Raw genomic sequence first — 17,569 nt, 5'->3', positions numbered from 1 at the left:
ATGTCGATCCTCGAACTCCCCTCCCCCGTTTGGCCGGTGGTGGTTCTGCTGGTCATCCAGGCCGGTGACGCGGCGATGATGCTGCGCCCGCCGAAGTTCATCGTGGACTGCCTGGAGGGCGTCCTGCTGCCCCGCGAGTGGTGGTGGGTGCTGACCACCGCCAAGACCGCCTCGGTCGCGGGTCTCGTCGTCGGCTTGTGGGTGCCCGGTGTGGCCATGACGACGACCGCGGCGATCGTGGTCTACTTCCTCGCGGCCGCCGCCGCACACATCCGCGCCCGGGCGTTGAACCTGACGTTCTGGGTGAACTGCCTGGGCATGCTGGTGGTTTCACTGGCGGTGCTGGTGGGCTGCTTCGTACGGGTGTGATCCGGCCCGTCGCCGCGGTGCGCGCGTACACCACGGCGACGGACCCGCCGGTCAGCTGGTGTAGTCGGCGTTGACGCGGATGTAGTCGGCGGACAAGTCGCAGCCGTAGACGGTTGCTTCTCCCTCGCCGATGCCGAGGGTGATGGCGATGTCGACCTCGTCCCGGCGCATGAGCTCCACGAGTCTGCCCAGGGTGTCCGCCTCGGGCTCGTCGGGATACACCTCGGTGTCACCGAACCGCACGGTCACACGGTCCGGGGCGATGTCGGTCTCGCCGGTGTTCTTGCCGATGGCCATGAGCACGCGCCCCCAGTTGGGGTCCGCGCCGTGGACGGCGGTCTTGACCAGGGGCGAGTTCACCACGCTCTTGGCGACGCGCTTGGCCTGGGCGCGGTCGCGGGCGCCGCCCACGGTGACGCGCAGGAGCTTGGTGGCGCCCTCGCCGTCGCTCGCCAGTTGCAGGGTGAGATCCAGACAGAGATCGGCCAGCGCCTCGGCGAACAGCGCGGGGTCGACCGGTCCGGCGGCCCCGTTGGCGATGACGGCCACGGTGTCGGAGGTTGAGGTGTCGGTGTCGACGCTCAGACAGTTGAACGTACGGTCCACGGCTCCGCGCAGCGCGGCGTCGAGGTCGGCCGGTGACACCGCGGCGTCGGTGAACACGTAGGCCAGCATCGTGGCCATGTCGGGCTCCAGCATGCCGACGCCCTTGGCCACGGCCACGATGCGCGCCCGCCCGACGGTGCGGGAAGCGGTCTTGGGGCGGGTGTCGGTGGTCATCATGGCGCGGGCCACGTCCTGGGGGGCGGCCGTGAACGCGGCGAGGCCCTGCTCGGCGGTCCGGTCGAAGTGCGGGAGGATGGTGGACATCGGCAGGGGGCGTCCGATGACACCCGTGGAGCCGATGAGCACTTCTCCTTCGGGGACACCGAGGATTCCGGCCACGCGCCGGACGACCTCGGCGGCGTTCTCCTCGCCCCGGCGCCCGGTCGCGACGTTGGCGTTCTGCGCCAGGGTGGTCACGGCGCGGAGGTTGCGCCCCGCCGCGTGCCGTCGGCTGAGCAGCACGGCCGGACCGGCGAAGAGGCTCTGCGTGAACACGGCGGCACTGGTCGCCGGCCGGTCCGAGGCGACGATCGAGATGTCGTCCCCCTGGTCGCGCAATCCGCCGTGGCCGGTGTACCCGCGAAAGCCGATGGGCCAGGTCGGCCGGCCGTCCGCTTGCAATGCATGATCATGCGTCATGTGGCATATTCTTGCAGTGCGGAGAGTCGCACGTCCACCTCTTTTCGCGACAGGGCAACCCCCGCACCCCTCCACGAGTCCTCCCCTGCGAGCCGGAGAACGCGCAGGAGGGGGCCACCATGGGAGCGCGAAGGGTCGCGAAGAGCGTCGCGAAGCACCTGGGGGAGTTCGTCATGGAGGCCGTCGGCGAACTGCTGCTCGGCTTCCTCGCCTGCCTACTGCTCGGCGGCCTCGCCTTCGTGGCCTACCTGAGCTGGGCGGCCAACCCCCGCCTGACCGTGGCGGGCACGGCACTCGCCTGCGTCGCCCTCGCCCATGGCGCCTGGCTGACACTTCGCGACCGGCCGACGGACCCGAAGGACACCCCCCGACGAGGCGTCGCCGCCTTCACAACGGGCTTTTTCGCGCTCACCTCCGGCGTGACCCTCTTCCTCGCCTTCTACGCCACCGGCTGCAACTGCTGAGCCGCCGGACCGCGTTCAACATATGAACGCCGCGCGTCCATTGACATGCTCATTGCTCTATCGCTTTTATTGCGGCGACATGGGAGCGCTCCCACTCTGCGCTCGCGCCCCGCACCGCGCCTCCGAGAGAGGAACCAGCACCGTGCTTCACCCTCTCCGCACCTTCCGAAGAGCCGCCCGAACCGTCGCCGTCGCCACGGCGGCCCTGCTCCTGCCCCTCGCCGGTGCCCACCCGGCATCGGCCGACGCGGCCCGCGCGGCCGCCGCCGGGTCCGGCTACTGGCACACCAGCGGGCGGCAGATCCTGGACGCGGCCAACCAGCCGGTCCGCATCGCCGGCATCAACTGGTTCGGCTTCGAGACCGCCAACTACGTGCCCCACGGACTCTGGTCCCGCGACTACAAGAGCATGATCGACCAGATGCGGTCGCTGGGTTACAACACCATCCGGCTGCCCTACAGCGACGACATCTTCGCCGGGACCGAGCCGGCGAGCATCAACTATTCGGCCGGGATGAACACCGACCTGGCGGGCCTGAACTCGCTCCAGGTGATGGACCGCATCGTGGACCACGCGGGCAGCGTCGGCATGAAGGTCATCCTGGACCGGCACCGCCCCGACTCGGCGGGCCAGTCGGCACTCTGGTACACCTCCGCCGTCCCCGAGTCCACCTGGCTCGCCCACCTCAAGTCGCTGGCCGCCCGGTACGCGGGCAACGACGCGGTGGTCGGCATCGACCTCCACAACGAGCCGCACGACCCCGCCTGCTGGGGCTGCGGCGACACCACGAAGGACTGGCGGCTCGCGGCGCAGCGCGGCGGGAACGCCGTGCTGTCCGCCAACCCGGACCTGCTGATCTTCGTGGAGGGTGTGCAGACCGTCGACGGGGTGTCCGGCTGGTGGGGCGGCAACCTCATGGGCGTCGGGCAGTACCCGGTGGAGCTGAGCGTGCCGCACAAGGTGGTGTACTCGGCGCACGACTACGCCACCAGCGTCGCCCAGCAGCCCTGGTTCACCGACTCCTCGTTCCCGGACAACATGCCCGGCGTCTGGGACAAGTACTGGGGCTACATCTTCAAGCAGAACATCGCCCCGGTGTGGGTCGGCGAGTTCGGTACGACGCTCCAGTCCACCACCGACCAGAAGTGGCTGAAGGCCCTGGCCGATTATCTGCGGCCCACCAGCCAGTACGGGGCCGACAGCTTCTCCTGGACCTTCTGGTCCTGGAACCCGAACTCCGGCGACACCGGTGGCATCCTCAAGGACGACTGGACCTCGGTCGACACCGTGAAGGACGGCTACCTCGCGAGCATCAAGGCGCCCGACTTCGGCAACGGTGGCGGCAGCGGCGGCGATGACGACACCCAGGCGCCCACGGCCCCGACCGGCCTGGCCGTCACCGGGACCACCGGCACCTCCGTCTCCCTGTCGTGGAAGGCCGCGTCCGATGACACCGGGGTCACCGGCTACGACGTCTACCGGGGCTCCACCAAGGCCGGCACCGCCACCGGCACCACGTTCACCGACACCGGTGTGACGTCCGGCACCTCGTACACGTACACCGTCCGGGCCCGCGACGCGGCGGGCAACACCTCCGCACCCTCGGCTTCCGTCACCGCCACCACCACGGGCTCCGGCGGCAATACCGGCTGCAAGGCGGTCTACACGGTGAACGGGGACTGGGGCAGCGGCTTCGGGGTGGACATCACCGTGACCAACACGGGTACGGCACCCGCCACCTCGTGGAAGCTGACCTGGACCTACGGCGGCAGCCAGAAGATCACGAACATGTGGAACGCGTCCTATACGCAGAGCGGCGCTTCCGTCACCGTCACGAGCACCGACTACAACGGCGGGCTCGCGGCGGGAGCACACACCGGCTTCGGTTTCCAGGGCACACCGGCCGCCGGAGCCGTCCCGACCGTGAGCTGCACGCTGTCCTGACCGGCCCCTCCGCACGACCCGCTCCGGAAGGGAGCGCCGTAGCCCGCCCGTCGTGGCGGGCTACACCGCATTCGGGACACCGATTTCGAACGCGGACACGACCACCGAAATACCCGTCGAAACCCCTCGGCTAGCATGATCCCACCCCGGCGACCACCCTCATCGCCCGCACACCATGCCATGTGGCATGAAAAGCGACCTATTTGACCAAAACCCAGGACATCGGCCAGAGAATTGATATCGCGAATAAACCGCCGAATACCCTTCGCCGCAGGGCGCCGGCCACAAGTGATCCTATGGACTGCGGCGGCGGTGGTGACACTCGCGTTCCTCGTCGCACTGGAGATCGCCGCACGCCACTACGGCCTGCCGGGGCCGGTCACCACTCAGGTCCAAGAAGTCGTGATCGCCCCGAAATCGGGCTTCCTGCTGTACGCCAGCATGGGGCTGATGATGGTGGTCCTCACCTGGAGGCAGCGGTTCATCGCGCTCGGTGTGGCAGCGGGGATCGACGTCGTCATCGCCTTGATCAGGTGGGTGGCCGACGCCCCGGTCAAGGAGGGCCACCCCTTCGGAAACGGTGCGCTGTGGGTGATCATCGGTGTCACGGTCATCGCCCTCACCCGCCGCACGGGCCAGGAGCGCATGCTGCTCCTGAAGGGGGTCGGTCTGGGTCTGCTGCTGGTGGCCGGGCGGAAGACCGGTGACACCTGGCTGGTCATCACCTCGAAGACCCGCCCCGAGGTGCTCGACCAGTACATGGCCAACGCCGACCACGCGCTCGGCAACCCGTCCTGGGTGGTGGGGCGGCTCATCGAGGCGACCGGCTCGGCCGGCACCCACTTCCTCAACGCCGTCTACGCGCAGCTGGCGGTCGCCGCGGTCTGTGTCGCGGTGTACCAGCTGCGCAACGTGGCGAGGGACCGCCGCTTCCCCGCCCACCACCTGGTGCGCACCTTCCTGGTGATCGGCCTGCTCGGCCCGGCCATCTACATGATCTTCCCGGTGGTCGGCCCGGTCTTCGCGTTCGGCGCCGACGGCGGCCACTGGGCCGTGGCCAACATGTGGCCCGACACCGCCGTGCCGGTCGGCACCCCGCACCACATGCCGTTCGACGAGATCACCCCGCGCAACTGCATGCCCAGCCTGCACACCGCGTGGGCCACCGCGATCTTCATCCACTCCCGCAAGGGCCCGAAGTTCCTCCGGTACGCCGGTACCTTCTGGCTCGTCGCCACACTCGCCGCGACCCTGGGCTTCGGCTACCACTACGGCGCGGACCTCGTCGCCGGTGTGGTGTTCACGCTGACGATCGAGACGGGCATGCGCGCGCTGAACCGCGGCTGGGACCGCCCGGCCGTCGGCCTGGTCGCCTACGGCACCGCGATCTTCGCCGCGCTGCTGGTGTCGTACCGCTATCTGTCGCTGGAGATGGCCCATTACCCGTGGGTGTTCGGACCGCTGGTCCTCGTGGCCATGTGCTCGGTGATCTACGCGTACGTACGGATCGACCGGCGCTGGGAGCCGAAGGCGGCGGCCGTGCCGAAGCTGGAGCCGCAGCCCGAGATGGCCTGAGCCGCCGTCCACGTCCTGGGTAACGTGTGACGCCTCGCACCACCCCGCCGGTTCGCGAACCGGCGGGGTGGTGCCGTCAGAGACCCGAGGCCCCGGCAAGGAGCGACCCGCCGTGCACGCATTCGACCGGTTCACCGACGCGCTGGACTATCCGATGTATGTCGTGACCGCCGAGGCGGACGGTGAGCGGGCCGGCTGTCTGGTCGGCTTCGGATCGCAGTGCTCGATGCGGCCGCCCCGGTTCATGGTGTGGCTGTCGGAGCTGAACCGGACCTGCCGGATCGCCGCCCGCACCGACCGGCTGGCCGTCCACCTGCTCCGCCGCGACCAGACCGCCCTGGCCAGGCTCTTCGGCGGCGAGACCGGCGACCGCACGGACAAGTTCGCGCGGGTCGCCTGGCACCCCGGGCCGGGCGGGGTGCCGGTGTTGGACGAGGCCCCCGCGTGGTTCACCGGCCGCGTCGAGCGGCGCATCGGCGGCGGGGACCACATCGGGCATCTGCTCGCCCCGGAAGAGGTGCATCACCCGGCGGACGGGGGCTTCCCGTTCCTGTCGGTCAACGCTGCCATCGACATCCCGCCGGGCCACCCCGTGGACTGAGCGCCGGGCTGTCAGAAGTCGCCCCGCGCCGTCCGCTCGGCCAGCTTCTGGAACTCGCCCAGGTCGTAATTGGCCAGCACCGAGTCCAGGTTGGTGAGGGCGCCCAGATATTCCACGAAACCCTGGGGCTCGTACTCGATCTGCAGGGCCACCCGGCTCGACTCGTCGTCCAGCCGGTGGAAGGTGACGACCCCGGCGTGGTGCACGCCTTCGATGGTCCTCCAGGCGATCCGGTTCTCCGGAATCACCTCGGTGAGTTCGGCGACGAACTCCTTCTCGGCACCGGGGAGGGAGAGCTGCCAGGCGAACCGGCGCGCGTCCAGCGGGTCGACGCGCTGGACGTGGCTCAGAAAGGCGGGCCAGCGGGCGACATCGCTCCACAGCGCCCAGCTCACGGCGACCGGGGCCTTGATATCGACGGTCTCGACAATCGAGGAAGACATGGGGACTCCTAGTCGTAGGTTGGTGCGATCAGTACTGGCGGACACGCGCTAGGAGCGCGTGGCCAGGGTGAACGGGTGTCCGGCGGGGTCGGAGTACACGCGGGTGTCGCGTGCGCCGCCGTTGTCCTTCGTGTCCAGGGGACGTGCGCCGAGGCCGATCGCTTCCCGTTCCGCCTCGTCCATGTCCTCGCGGGCGACCAGGATGCGCAGATGGGCCTGTTGCGAATCGTCGGGCCTCGGCCAGCTCGGCGGTGCGTAGCCGTGGTCCATACGGATGGCGAGGTGGATTCCGGCCGCGCCCACCACCTCGATGACGTCGAGGTCGTCACCGGGACGTACCTCGGCGCCCAGCAGGACGGCGTAGAAGTCCGCCAGCTCCTGCGGTTCGGCGCAGTCCAGCACCAGCAGACCCGTTTTCGGCACCGCCATGACCGTCCTCCTGTTCGCGGCTGCTCGTTCTCCGGACGCCGCTCCACGTACCCCCGCCTTCCCCGGTCACACCCGGTCACCGGTGGTTGCGTGGCTCGCGCCCGCTCCATGCCTGACCGGCGGATTACGGGGCAGACGGCGGTGCACCGGAAGGCCGAAGCCTTCCCCACCACCGAAGAGGGGGAACCATGTCTGCCACCCAGCCGGAGAGACCTGTGCCGCCGACGGGGGCACAGGTCCCCGCCGGTCCGGGCCGCTCCCCCGCCCTGACGACCGGCGTCCGCACGGCAGGGCTGCGCCTCGCCGCGCTCACCGTCTGCCAGGCCGCTCTGATGGTGGGACTCGGGCTCCTGATCACGGGGCCCGCGCACTCGATCTGGCCGCTGAGCGTCGAGGACAAGGTCAATGAGGGGTTCGAGCATCTGCGGACCGGCCCGCTGACCGACATGTCGTTCGTCGCGTCGGAGGCCGGAAACACCCTCACGATCATCGTGATCACGGTCCTGGTCTGCCTGGGCCTGGTGGTGCTGCCCCGGCTCCCGAGGTGGCGGCAGGCCGTCTTCCTCGCCGTCGGCGTCTCGCTCCAGTCCCTGGTGTTCCTGGTCATCACCATATGCGTGGACCGCGACCGGCCCGATGTGGACCGGCTCGACGCGTCCCCGCCGACCGCGAGCTACACCTCCGGGCACACCGGAGCGGCGACGGCCCTCTACGCGGGTCTCGCCGTGCTGGCCCTCCTCCCCGGCGGCCGGAGCCGGCGCCGCAAGGTGCTCGCCGGGCTGCTGCTGCTCATCCCGCTGCTCGTGGGGCTCGCCCGGCTCTACCGGGGAATGCACCACCCCACCGACGTGCTCGGCGGCATGCTGAACGGCGCCCTGTCCCTGCTGGTGGCAGGCCGCGCCCTGCTGGCCGAGGGCACCAGCCCGGCGCCGGTCCCCTCGAACGCCATGGAGATCGCCCAGGAGGCGGCCGCCGAGCGTGCGGAGCGGATCGCGGGCCGGACGGTGGTCGTGGTCAACCCGACGGTGACCGACGAGGAGCAGCGCGAGACGTTGCGGCTCGTCCTGGAGCAGCACGGGCGGCACGCCGCGGAGTTCGTGGAGACGACCGCCGATGACCCGGGCGGCGGGCAGGCGGCGGCAGCGGTGCGCGAGGGCGCGTCGCTCGTCGTGGTGTGCGGCGGCGACGGGACGATCCGGGCGGCGGCCGACCGGCTGGCCGGGACGGGCGTCCCGCTGGCTGTGGTCCCATGCGGCACCGGCAATCTGCTCGCCCGGAACCTGGGCCTGCCGGTGGCGCCCGCCGATGCGCTGGCCGCCGCGCTGACCGGCACCGAGCGCCGGATCGACCTCGGCCGGATCGAGGGCGACGGCCTGCCCGCCACCCACTTCACCGCGATGTCCGGGGCGGGCCTGGACGCCGCCATGCTGGAGAACACCGACAGTGCGGCGAAGGCCGCGATCGGCTGGCCCGCGTACGTGGTCGCCGGGCTGCGCAGTCTGCGGGCACCGCGCATGTCGGTGTCCATCCGGCTGGACGACGGGCCGGTGCTGCGCCGTACGGCACGGATGGTGCTGGTCGCCAACATCGGGGACGTACAGGGCGGGGCCACGCTCGTCCCGTCCGCCGAGCCCGATGACGGGCTCCTGGATCTGGCGGTGTTCGATCCGCACGGCCCGGGTGGCTGGGTGCGTGCCGTCGGCGCGGTGCTGCGCGGGCGTCCGAAGCCGGGCGGCTCCACGGACACACCCGTGGAGTACTTCACCTTCCGCCGCGCCGAACTCCGTTTCGCGTCACCGCAGTCGAGGGAGCTGGACGGCGACCCGGTGGACCGGGGCCGCCTTCTCGTGGCCGAGGTGCGCCCGGGAGCGCTCACCGTCCTCCTGCCGTCGGGGGGCGAGTGATGGGTACGGCGACCCGGGTCCCGCAGACCCGTGACATGGCGGGCGAGGAGCTGACCGCGGACGAGGCCCTGGCCTCGCTGCGCCGCTACGGACGCTGGCCGCTGGTGCGTGACTCGTTCGTACGTTTCCGTTACGCGGACGGGTTCAGCCACTCGCGGGCGCTGGCGCTGCAGACGGTGCTGGCGGTCATACCGCTGGTGATCGCGTTCGTCGGGCTCTCGGCCACGCTGCACACCGAGGACGTGGGCCGGCTGGCGGAGTTGACGATCCATCGGATCGCGGCGGGGCCGAGCGCCGACGTGGTGGACGACGCGCTCGACCGCAGCCGTCGGCGGGCCGGTGAGGGCTCTCAGCTCACGCTCTGGTTCGGCCTGCTGTTCTCGCTGGTCAACGTGACGACGGCGATGTGCCAGATAGAGCGCGGGGCCAATCGCATCTACGGGGTCGAGCGCGACCGCCCGTTCCACCAGAAGTACTTCCGGGGCCTGGTGATGTCGCTGACGGCGGGCATCCCGCTGGGGCTCGGGTTCATCCTGATGGTCGTCGGCGGCGACCTCGTCACGGCCGCCGCGACGGTGTACCACCTCAGTGACACGGCCCGGTTCACCTGGGACCTGCTGCGCTGGCCGATCGGTCTGCTGCTGGCCCTCATGTCCGCGAGCGCGATCTTCCGCCGCTCCCCGCGCCGCAACCAGCCCGGGTACACCTGGCTGGCGTTCGGCGCGGCCCTCTACCTGGTGCTGTGGACGGCGCTCACCTATCTGCTGAGCCAGTACCTCTCCCTCAGCGGCTCCTTCGACACGGTCTACGGCCCGCTGAGCGCCTTCATGTCGCTGCTGCTGTGGGCGTATCTGACCTCCATAGCCCTGTTCCTCGGGCTGTCCTTCGCGGCGCAGCTGGAGGCTGCCCGCGCCCGCCGGCCCGGGCCGATTCAAGATGATCCGGGAGCATGAATGGTTGTACGAGCCACCACACGCCTGCTGCGGGAGCACCGACGCCGGGCGGCGGACCGCGCGTTCGGGGTGCGCCTGCTCGGGGCGGCCGCCGTCGCGGCGGTGTCCGCGGTGCCGTTCGCGCTGGTGCTGGTCCTGGTGGAGGGGCACTGGCGGCCGTTGCGGGCGCTGGACTCGGGCGCGGCCGGCCGGCTGCACCGCACGGCGCTCGACCACCCGGCCTGGACGAGTGCGCTGCGCTTCCTGTCGGACTGGGTCTGGGACCCGCTGACGCTGCGCTGCGCGGTCGGGCTGCTGACCGGCTGGCTGCTGTACCGGCGGGCCTGGCGGCTGGCGGCCTGGTCCGCCGTCACGGCGGTGGCCGGGGGGCTGACGGGCCTCCTGGTCAAGGTCGTGGTCGAGCGGGCCCGGCCGTCGTTGGAGGATCCGGTGGCGCGGGCGCCGGGCTTCTCGTTCCCGTCGGGGCACGCGATGACCGCCACGACGACGTTCGCGGTGCTGCTGCTCGTCCTGCTGCCGTTGGTGCCCCGGCGCGGCCGGGTGGTGTGCTGGGCGGTGGCGGGGCTGTCGGTGCTCGGTGTCGGCTTCACCAGGGTCGCGCTGGGTGTCCACTGGTTCAGCGATGTGGTCGGCGGCTGGCTGCTGGGGCTCGCCGTGGTGGCGTGGACCGCCTGGGCCTTCGAGGCGTGGCGCGCCGAATCCGGGCTGGGGCGCAGCGAGATGACGGAGGGTCTTGAGCCCGAACTGACAGGCACGGCCCCGGAACGCTGAGGAGCGGCTCTCAGCCCTCCGGGGCGGCCCGCTTGAAGTAGGCGGTGACCAGCGCGGATTCCACGCGTTCGACGCCCCCGAGCGTGCCGACGCGCTCGGTGAGATACGTGTCGAGGGCCGCGGCGTCCCGGCAGACGGCGACGGCCACCAGGTTGTGGGAGCCCGTCATGGTGCCGACGAAGGCCGCTTCGGCGTCCTCCGCCAGGGCCCGGGCCGTCTGGGCGAGGCTGCCGGGCGCGATGGACAGCCGCAGCATGCACTGCACCGAGAAGCCGAAGAGGCCCGAGTCGATCTCGACGTCGAGCTGGAGCACTCCCATGCGGCGCAGTTCGTGCAGCCGTCGGCGTACGGCGGATTCCGACCAGCCGATCCGCCGGGCCAGGTCCGGGTAGGCGGCGCGGCCGTCGGCGGCCAGGGCGGGCAGCAGCCGGCGGTCGAGGTCGGTCAGCTCCACGGGTGTGGGGTCGGCGGCCGGCTCGGGCGTGAGCGCGGTGATCTGGTCGTCGGTCAGCGCCAGGTTCCGGCCGGACCATCGGCGTTCCATGACCGGGCGCAGCACGCGGTGTGCCTCGACGTGGCCGACGTACGGCAGGCGGCTCAGCGCGGCCAGCGGCGCGGGGCCCTCCCCGGCGACGCGGAAGACGCAGCCGATCTCGGTGCCGCTCGACAGCACGGCCACCCAGGCGGTGTCGGGGCGGTGGGCCAGCGCGCGGGCGAGTGCGGTGCTCCGGGCGGGCGGGACGCGCAGCCGGACGAGCCATTCGGCGTGGCCGAGGCGGTGGCTGTTGGTCACTCCGGCGATGCGGGCGATGCCGGCGGCCCGGAGTTTGCCGAAGCGCCGGGCGACGGTGCGGTCGGAGACGTCGAGCACTTCGGCGATCCTGCTGAAGGGGGCGCGGCCGTCGAGTTGGAGGGCGTGCAGGAGTCGCAGGTCGAGTGCGTCCAGCGTGACCGATTCCATCCGGGCAGTGTAGGCCGGTGTCGAATGCCGTCTCCGCGGGCCCAGTTGGGGCCCGGACCGGGGCGGGCCGGGAAGCATGGCGGTCGTGCTCGTGCCGATCGCCGTTCTCGGAGGACCTGATGTTCGAATCCCTCATGCTTCTCGCCGGACCGACGCTGGTGTTCCGGCTTCTGGGTGCGCTGGGCGTTCACCGGTTCGCGAGCTGGCGGGCCGCCGTCGTCCACGGCCTGGCGGTGCTGTTCCTGGCGAGCGGGGCGGCGCATTTCGTGCCGGACGGCGGCGGTGTGATGCCCAGCCACGACGACCTGACGGCTATGGTGCCCCCGTTCGTCCCGCTCCCCCATGCGGTGGTGTACGGGACCGGGGTGCTGGAACTCCTCGGTGCCGCCGGGCTCGTACGGACGGCGACACGGCCCGTGGCCGGGCTGGGTCTCGCGGTGCTCCTGGTGCTGATGCTGCCCGCCAATGTGTACGCCGCCGTGGCGGACGTCCCGCTCGGCGATGATCCGGCGACACCGCTGTGGTTCCGGATCCCCGAGCAGGCGGTCTACATCGCGGTCGCGCTGCTCGCGGCGAGGGACCGTGGTGTCCGCCTGCCGGACCGCCGGGCGCACGCCGGGGTTTCAGCGGAGTGAAACTTCTCACCCGGTTGGCGGTGTCGCCCCAGCTCGGCGGATTCTTCACTGGACTGGACCACAGAGACCAATCCGAAACCCTTTACGACGCAGTGGTGTTCATGCGTCACTCGTGGCGTGCCCTCGTCAAGAATGCGGCTCTCCCGCACTCCGTGACAGGCCATCTCCCGGACCCGCCGCTACGCTCGGAACCGCTCCACATGCTACGCGAGTAGACCCCCCTTCGCGCCGCTCACCCCAGGAGGCTCCCGTGTTATCGATCCGCAGCCGCAGACCCGCACTCCGCAAGCTGGTGGCCCTCGGAGCCGTCGGTCTCGGCATGGTGGCGGTGCCCACCGTCACCGCCGTGCCGGCCTCGGCGTCGCCCCAGCCGCCCGCGTCGTCCAGTGGGGCCATCCCGCTCGGCGACGGGTACATGGGCGCCGGCTACCTCGCCGACGGCGACACGTTCGCCCCGGACAACCGGCACGTGGACCTCACTCCGGAGAGCAGCGCCTCCATCCAGGCGACGACGCTCCCCGGCATCGACGTCTCGCACTACCAGGGCTCGATCAACTGGTCGTCGGTGAAGTCGGCGGGCATCAAGTTCGCCTATATCAAGGCCACCGAGTCCACCACGTACAAGGACCCCAACTTCAACGCCAACTACCTCAACGCCTACAACGCGAAGGTGATCCGGGGCGCGTACCACTTCGCGCGTCCCAACCTGTCCAGCGGAGCGGCCCAGGCCACCTACTTCGCAGGCCACGGCGGCGCGTGGTCGCGGGACAACCTGACACTTCCGGGGATGCTCGACCTGGAGGGCGGCTGCTACGGCAAGTCGGCTTCCGCCATGCAGTCGTGGATCCTCGACTTCTACAACACGTACAAGGCCAAGACGGGCCGCGACGTCGTCATCTACACCAGTGCGAGCTGGTGGAACTCGTGCACGGGCGGCTGGAGCGGCATGTCGGCGCGCAGCCCGCTGTTCACCGCGCACTGGACGAGCGCGGCGAGCCCCACCATCCCGAAGGGCTTCCCGTACTGGACGTTCTGGCAGTACACCGACTCCGGTTCGGTGGGCGGCATTTCGGGAGCCGTGGACCGCGACCGGTTCAACGGTGACGCCACCCGGCTGCTGGCTCTGGCCAACAACACCTGAGACACCGGCTGGACAGAGGGCGGCCACACGGTACGGGCTCCGGCTCGCACCGTGTGGCCGCCCTCCCGTCTCAGCGGGTCCCGGCGAGCCATTCGTCGTACGAGGTCGTGGCGATGCGCGCCCCGGGGCCCGCGATCAGCGGGTCGCCCTTCACGGCCGCGAACATGCCCGCCCGGTCGTCCGTGACGACGGTGCGGTGGTCGCCCCGGGCGGCCAGGGTGAGGCGCCCGAGCTTGTCGAGCGGGTAGACGTCGGGCCCGGCCACGTCGACCGTCCCGTTGAGCGGCGCGCCGGTGGCGGTGTCCGCGAGGGCGGCGACCACGTCGGCCGCGGCGATGGGCTGGAGGCGGGTGGCGGGGAGCCGGACCGTGTCCTCGTCGGAGGTCCACGACATGACGGCGTCCATGAACTCGAAGAACTGCGTGGCGCGCACGATGGAGTACGCGGTGTGCCCGTTGCGCAGCAGCTCCTCCTGGAGCGTCTTGGCCCGGTAGTAGTCCAGTTGGGGTACCCGGTCGACCCCGACGATGGACAGCACGACCTGGTGGCGTACACCGGCCTGCTCACCGGCCGTCAGCAGGTTTCCCATGGTCGTACGGAAGAAGTCGGGGGACGCGGCGTCGAAGGTGGGCGAGTTGGTGACGTTGACGACCGTCTCCGCGCCGCTGAGCGCCTCGCCGAGGCCCTGGCCGGTGAGCAGGTCGACGCCGGTCGACAGGGAGGCGGGTTCCGCCGTGTGCCCGGCCTCGCGCAGCTTCGACACGAGCCGGGAGCCGATCAGTCCGGTACCGCCGATGACCGTGATCTTCATGGACGAGCCTTCCGTGAGCCGGGGGTGGCCGGCCGCCACCGTAAGCCCGGGGTTCCCGGCCATAGGTGCCGTAACCCGGCCGTCCGGCGGCTCATGACCCGTACGGCTCAGCGCAGGATGCCGGCCTGCCGGGCCGCCCGCAGCCAGGACGGGAACTCCGAGAGCAGCCGGTCGTACAGCTCCTGGTCGGAGAGCTGCTCGATGTCGTCCACGGCGAAGAAGCCGACGTTGTCCACCCGGCGTCCGGGCATGGTGTCGAACCGCTCCAGGACTCCGTACTGCCCCCGTCCGAGGCCGATGAACTGCCAGAAGACGGGTTCCTCGACCGCCGCGCGCAGTTCGCGCTCGATCTCGTCGTTGCGGTACACACCGCCGTCGGAGAAGAAGAGGACGAGCGTCGGCGCGGGCACCGGGTTGGCGCGTACATACGCGCGGACCTCGGCGATGACCTTCTGCTCCTCGTTCTGGATGCCGACCGCCCGCATGTCGACCTGGCCGGGGGCCAGTCCCTTTTGGGGCTTCTTCCGCCCGAACAGGCTGACCTGGCCGACCCGCACGTGCAGCCGCAGCCACTCGGGCAGTTCACCGATGGTCAGATCGGGGAGCCGGGCCGGGTTCGAGGCGAAGGTCCACGCCTGCATATCGCCGTCGTCGTCCAGCTGAGCCGCGACGGCCGCCATGCGCTCGGTGACCCCGGCGACGGTGCCGCGCGAGTAGAGGGCGCTCATCGATCCGGAGGCGTCGAGGACGAGGATCACGCGAGCGGTCAACCGGTCCAGGCCGTGCTTGCTCAGGCTGACGGCCACCTGCTGCTTGCGCAGCGAGAGGCGCTTGCGCATGTCGACCGGCAGGTGCTCCTCGCCCTTGCCGGGGCGCGGCGGAGCGGGGGCGGCGGGGGCCGGTGCCGTACGGGGTTCGTCCACGCTGATACCGAAGTCCGTCGCCAGGCCGGCGAGCCCGCTCGCGTACCCCTGGCCCACGGCGCGGAACTTCCATCCGCCGGCCCGCCGGTAGAGCTCCCCGCACACATAGGCGGTCTCCGGGCCGGCCGCCATGTCGAAGCGGGCCAGCTCCGCTCCGGACCCAGCGTCCAGCAGCCGCAGATGGAGACCCGGCACCTGCCCGAACGTACCGCCGTCGGCCGAGGCGCAGAGGGCGATCCGTTCCACCTCGGGGCCCAGCGCGGCGAGGTCGGCCTCCAGGGTGTCGGAGCCGGGTTGCTTGCCGAGGTGGCGGACGGCCCCGGAGGCGTGCCGGGGCTGGTTGTAGAAGACGAAGTCGCCGTCCGAGCGGACCCGCCCGTCCGCGCCCAGCACCAGCGCGGAGGCGTCGACGTCGGGCACACCGGGCCCGGCCGTCCAGCTCAGCACGGCCCGGACGGCGGACGGGGCCACCGGCATGTTGGCGCCCTTGCTCAGTGTCGTCACGGCACCCAGTCTGCCTGCCGGTGTTCCGTGCGGTCGACGGGGCCCGGGTGTTCAGCCGGCGAGAGCCGCGTTGATCTGGCGGGTCGTCTGCGCGGCCACGCGCGGGTCGGTGGCGGCGTGGAAGGTGTAGGCGTTGAGCCCCGTGGCCAGCGCCCAGCCGCGCCCTCGTGTCCAGGTCGCGTCGTCCGGGCCGAGCGCCGCGCGGAAGGCGGCCCGGCTGTCCGCCGACAGCAGGGTGTAGGCGATCATCATGTCGCAGGCCGGGTCGCCGAGGCCGAGCCCGCCGAAGTCGATGACGGCGCTGAGGCGGCCGTCGCGGGTGAGCAGGTTGCCGGTGTGGAAGTCGCCGTGCACCCAGACCGGGGGCCGGTCCCAGGCAGGCGCGTCCAGTGCCGCGTCCCACACCTTCGTCATGGCCCCGGCGTCGAACACACCGTCCAGTGCGGCGATCGCCGCGCGCGTGGCCGGGTCCCGGCCGTGCAGCGAGTCCGCGGTGCGGTCGAGGTCGGGGGTGAGCGGAACGGGCTCGAGGCGTCGCAGGGCCGTCAGGAATCCGGCGAGCGCCACGGCGGTCCCGTGCGAGTCGCCCAGGGCCTCGACGGTGGCGGGCTCGCCGTCCAGCCAGCGGGTCACCGCCCACGGCCACGGGTATCCGAGGCCCGGCTCCCCCACCGCGACGGGCTCGGGGACGGCGAGCGGGAGGTGCGGGGCGAGCCGGGGCAGCCAGGTGAGCTCCTTGCGGGCCTGCCCGATCGCACCGGCGTAGCGCGGCAGCCTTACGGAGAGCTCGCCGCCGAGCCGGTGGATCACATGGTCGGCACCGGCCTGGGTGAGCCGTTCCAGCGGCAGTCCGGCCCATTGCGGGAACTGGCTGTCGACCAGCCGCCTGACCAGCGGGGTGTCGATCGTGGGGCGGTCGCTCGTGGCTGCCAACGGCGTTTCCCTGTCCTCGGCCCACTGCGTGCGGCGGGCGGTCCGGACCATCACACGGTGCCGCGCGCCCGCCTGTCGAGCCGATTTCCGCGCCGGGGCGGGCCGTCCGGCCGTTTCCGGCCAGGCTGTCAGAATTGCGCCATGGCTCAGCACACACCCGATCACGGCTATCTCCTGGACAACCAGCAGTCGGAGGCGGGCGTCCGCTTCGGCGCGCTCTCCGAACTCTTCGACCCGGTGACGTTCCGCCATGTCGACCAGCTGGGCATCGGGCCCGGCATGCGGTGCTGGGAGGTCGGTGCGGGCGGGCCGTCCGTGCCGCTCGGTCTGGCCGAGCGGGTCGGTCCGGACGGGGCGGTGGTCGCCACCGACATCGATGTGTCCTGGACCGGGGGGATCGCCGGCGGGGTGATCGAGGTGCTGGAGCACGACGTGGCCGCCGACCCGCCGCCGGAGGGCGGTTTCGATCTGGTGCACGCCCGGCTGGTCCTGGTGCATGTCACCGACCGCGCGGAGGCGCTGCGCCGGATGGTCGGGGCGCTGCGGCCCGGCGGCGTGCTGCTGTTGGAGGACGCCGATCCGGGGTTGCAGCCGCTGCTGTGCCCGGACGAGTCGGGGCCGGAGCAGCGGCTCGCCAACCGGCTGCGCTCGGGCTTCCGGTCGCTGATGGCGGGGCGCGGGGCGGATCTGGAGTACGGCAGGACGCTGCCCCGGCTGCTGCGCGAGTCGGGTCTCGAAGACGTCCGGGCCGACGCGTACTTCCCGATCACCTCCCCGGCGTGCACGGTCCTGGAGGCGGCGACGGTGCGCCAGATCCGGGGCCGGCTGGTGGCGGCGGGGCTGGCCACCGACGAGGAGATCGACCGTCATCTGACGAACGTCGAGACCGGCGGCCTCGACCTCGCGACGGCGCCGATGATCTCCGCGTGGGGGCGCCGCCCTCGGCAGCCGTAGGCAGTGGC

General features: G+C 71.4%; 18 protein-coding genes. 11 read left to right on the top strand and 7 right to left on the bottom strand.

What is annotated here, in order from left to right:
- On the top strand, positions 1-369 hold the full coding sequence (locus AMK18_RS07070; protein WP_073862083.1) for a DoxX family protein: 369 nt from the start codon (positions 1-3) through the stop codon (positions 367-369).
- Between the two features lie 51 nt (positions 370-420).
- Here the strand turns inward: AMK18_RS07070 and argJ are convergent, their stop codons facing one another.
- A complete protein-coding gene (argJ, locus tag AMK18_RS07065) occupies positions 421-1,614 on the bottom strand; it encodes a bifunctional glutamate N-acetyltransferase/amino-acid acetyltransferase ArgJ (protein WP_073862082.1) in 1,194 nt (397 codons plus the stop codon).
- A 119-nt stretch (positions 1,615-1,733) separates the two neighbouring features.
- On the opposite strand from argJ, the gene AMK18_RS07060 reads away from it, so the two are divergent.
- The 4 genes from AMK18_RS07060 (at position 1,734) to AMK18_RS07045 (ending at position 6,199) form a co-directional block, all read left to right on the top strand.
- Positions 1,734-2,078, top strand: a complete 345-nt coding sequence (locus tag AMK18_RS07060; protein ID WP_073862081.1) for a hypothetical protein — start codon at positions 1,734-1,736, stop codon at positions 2,076-2,078.
- A 142-nt stretch (positions 2,079-2,220) separates the two neighbouring features.
- Positions 2,221-4,023 (top strand): cellulase family glycosylhydrolase, encoded by a 1,803-nt coding sequence (locus AMK18_RS07055; protein ID WP_073862080.1) that lies wholly within the window; start codon positions 2,221-2,223, stop codon positions 4,021-4,023.
- Positions 4,024-4,314: 291 nt separating this feature from the next.
- Complete coding sequence (locus AMK18_RS07050) at positions 4,315-5,598, top strand: phosphatase PAP2 family protein (RefSeq protein ID WP_274535262.1); 1,284 nt, start codon at positions 4,315-4,317, stop codon at positions 5,596-5,598.
- A gap of 112 nt (positions 5,599-5,710) precedes the next feature.
- Complete coding sequence (locus tag AMK18_RS07045) at positions 5,711-6,199, top strand: flavin reductase family protein (RefSeq protein ID WP_073862078.1); 489 nt, start codon at positions 5,711-5,713, stop codon at positions 6,197-6,199.
- 11 nt (positions 6,200-6,210) lie between these two features.
- Here the strand turns inward: AMK18_RS07045 and AMK18_RS07040 are convergent, their stop codons facing one another.
- Positions 6,211-6,642 carry an SRPBCC family protein gene (locus AMK18_RS07040; RefSeq protein WP_018104964.1) on the bottom strand — a complete coding sequence of 144 codons (432 nt, stop codon included), beginning with the start codon at positions 6,640-6,642 and terminating at the stop codon, positions 6,211-6,213.
- Between the two features lie 48 nt (positions 6,643-6,690).
- Positions 6,691-7,071, bottom strand: a complete 381-nt coding sequence (locus AMK18_RS07035) for a VOC family protein (protein WP_018104965.1) — start codon at positions 7,069-7,071, stop codon at positions 6,691-6,693.
- Positions 7,072-7,259: 188 nt separating this feature from the next.
- Here AMK18_RS07035 and AMK18_RS07030 point away from each other — a divergent pair, with 188 nt between their 5' ends.
- Genes AMK18_RS07030 through AMK18_RS07020 form a run of 3 tightly spaced genes read left to right on the top strand, consistent with a single transcriptional unit; the run spans position 7,260 to position 10,699 of the window.
- Entirely contained in the window at positions 7,260-8,975 is a 1,716-nt protein-coding gene (locus tag AMK18_RS07030; protein WP_073862077.1) for a diacylglycerol kinase family protein, read from the top strand.
- Complete coding sequence (locus tag AMK18_RS07025; protein WP_073862076.1) at positions 8,975-9,928, top strand: YihY/virulence factor BrkB family protein; 954 nt, start codon at positions 8,975-8,977, stop codon at positions 9,926-9,928. Before AMK18_RS07030 ends, AMK18_RS07025 begins: the two co-directional genes overlap by 1 nt.
- Entirely contained in the window at positions 9,929-10,699 is a 771-nt protein-coding gene (locus AMK18_RS07020) for a phosphatase PAP2 family protein (RefSeq protein ID WP_073862075.1), read from the top strand.
- A 10-nt stretch (positions 10,700-10,709) separates the two neighbouring features.
- Here AMK18_RS07020 and AMK18_RS07015 read toward each other — a convergent pair whose 3' ends face one another.
- Positions 10,710-11,660, bottom strand: a complete 951-nt coding sequence (locus tag AMK18_RS07015) for an Lrp/AsnC family transcriptional regulator (RefSeq protein WP_073862074.1) — start codon at positions 11,658-11,660, stop codon at positions 10,710-10,712.
- Positions 11,661-11,779: 119 nt separating this feature from the next.
- Between AMK18_RS07015 and AMK18_RS07010 the strand changes: the two genes are divergently transcribed.
- Positions 11,780-12,295, top strand: coding sequence for a DoxX family protein (locus tag AMK18_RS07010; RefSeq protein ID WP_073862073.1), 516 nt, complete (start codon positions 11,780-11,782; stop codon positions 12,293-12,295).
- 250 nt (positions 12,296-12,545) lie between these two features.
- The gene (locus AMK18_RS07005) at positions 12,546-13,436 is read left to right on the top strand and encodes a GH25 family lysozyme (RefSeq protein ID WP_241836471.1); all 891 of its coding nucleotides are present in this window, start codon (positions 12,546-12,548) and stop codon (positions 13,434-13,436) included.
- 70 nt (positions 13,437-13,506) lie between these two features.
- On the opposite strand, the gene AMK18_RS07000 is transcribed toward AMK18_RS07005, so the two are convergent.
- The 3 genes from AMK18_RS07000 to AMK18_RS06990 form a co-directional block, all read right to left on the bottom strand.
- Positions 13,507-14,247: an SDR family oxidoreductase gene (locus tag AMK18_RS07000; protein ID WP_073862311.1), complete on the bottom strand. Its 741-nt coding sequence runs from the start codon at positions 14,245-14,247 to the stop codon at positions 13,507-13,509.
- Positions 14,248-14,354: 107 nt separating this feature from the next.
- The gene (locus tag AMK18_RS06995; protein ID WP_073862072.1) at positions 14,355-15,674 is read right to left on the bottom strand and encodes a VWA domain-containing protein; all 1,320 of its coding nucleotides are present in this window, start codon (positions 15,672-15,674) and stop codon (positions 14,355-14,357) included.
- 51 nt (positions 15,675-15,725) lie between these two features.
- On the bottom strand, positions 15,726-16,658 hold the full coding sequence (locus tag AMK18_RS06990) for an aminoglycoside phosphotransferase family protein (RefSeq protein ID WP_073862071.1): 933 nt from the start codon (positions 16,656-16,658) through the stop codon (positions 15,726-15,728).
- Between the two features lie 90 nt (positions 16,659-16,748).
- On the opposite strand from AMK18_RS06990, the gene AMK18_RS06985 reads away from it, so the two are divergent.
- Positions 16,749-17,561, top strand: coding sequence for a class I SAM-dependent methyltransferase (locus tag AMK18_RS06985; RefSeq protein WP_073862070.1), 813 nt, complete (start codon positions 16,749-16,751; stop codon positions 17,559-17,561).
- The last annotated feature ends 8 nt before the right edge of the window (positions 17,562-17,569 follow it).

The organism is Streptomyces sp. CB01249 (genome assembly GCF_001905735.1).
Taxonomy (GTDB): domain Bacteria; phylum Actinomycetota; class Actinomycetes; order Streptomycetales; family Streptomycetaceae; genus Streptomyces.
The sequence above is the reverse complement of the archived record's forward strand: the minus strand, read 5'-3'. Positions and strand labels throughout refer to the sequence as shown.

Coding starts and splice junctions, on each gene's coding strand:
- AMK18_RS07025 (WP_073862076.1), top strand. CDS start 8,975: ATGGGTACGGCGACCCGGGTCCCGCAGACCCGTGACATGGCGGGCGAG.
- AMK18_RS07015 (WP_073862074.1), bottom strand. CDS start 11,660: ATGGAATCGGTCACGCTGGACGCACTCGACCTGCGACTCCTGCACGCC.
- AMK18_RS07030 (WP_073862077.1), top strand. CDS start 7,260: ATGTCTGCCACCCAGCCGGAGAGACCTGTGCCGCCGACGGGGGCACAG.
- AMK18_RS07060 (WP_073862081.1), top strand. CDS start 1,734: ATGGGAGCGCGAAGGGTCGCGAAGAGCGTCGCGAAGCACCTGGGGGAG.
- AMK18_RS07010 (WP_073862073.1), top strand. CDS start 11,780: ATGTTCGAATCCCTCATGCTTCTCGCCGGACCGACGCTGGTGTTCCGG.
- argJ (WP_073862082.1), bottom strand. CDS start 1,614: ATGACGCATGATCATGCATTGCAAGCGGACGGCCGGCCGACCTGGCCC.
- AMK18_RS07035 (WP_018104965.1), bottom strand. CDS start 7,071: ATGGCGGTGCCGAAAACGGGTCTGCTGGTGCTGGACTGCGCCGAACCG.
- AMK18_RS07020 (WP_073862075.1), top strand. CDS start 9,929: ATGGTTGTACGAGCCACCACACGCCTGCTGCGGGAGCACCGACGCCGG.
- AMK18_RS06985 (WP_073862070.1), top strand. CDS start 16,749: ATGGCTCAGCACACACCCGATCACGGCTATCTCCTGGACAACCAGCAG.
- AMK18_RS07070 (WP_073862083.1), top strand. CDS start 1: ATGTCGATCCTCGAACTCCCCTCCCCCGTTTGGCCGGTGGTGGTTCTG.
- AMK18_RS07000 (WP_073862311.1), bottom strand. CDS start 14,247: ATGAAGATCACGGTCATCGGCGGTACCGGACTGATCGGCTCCCGGCTC.
- AMK18_RS06990 (WP_073862071.1), bottom strand. CDS start 16,658: ATGGTCCGGACCGCCCGCCGCACGCAGTGGGCCGAGGACAGGGAAACG.
- AMK18_RS07040 (WP_018104964.1), bottom strand. CDS start 6,642: ATGTCTTCCTCGATTGTCGAGACCGTCGATATCAAGGCCCCGGTCGCC.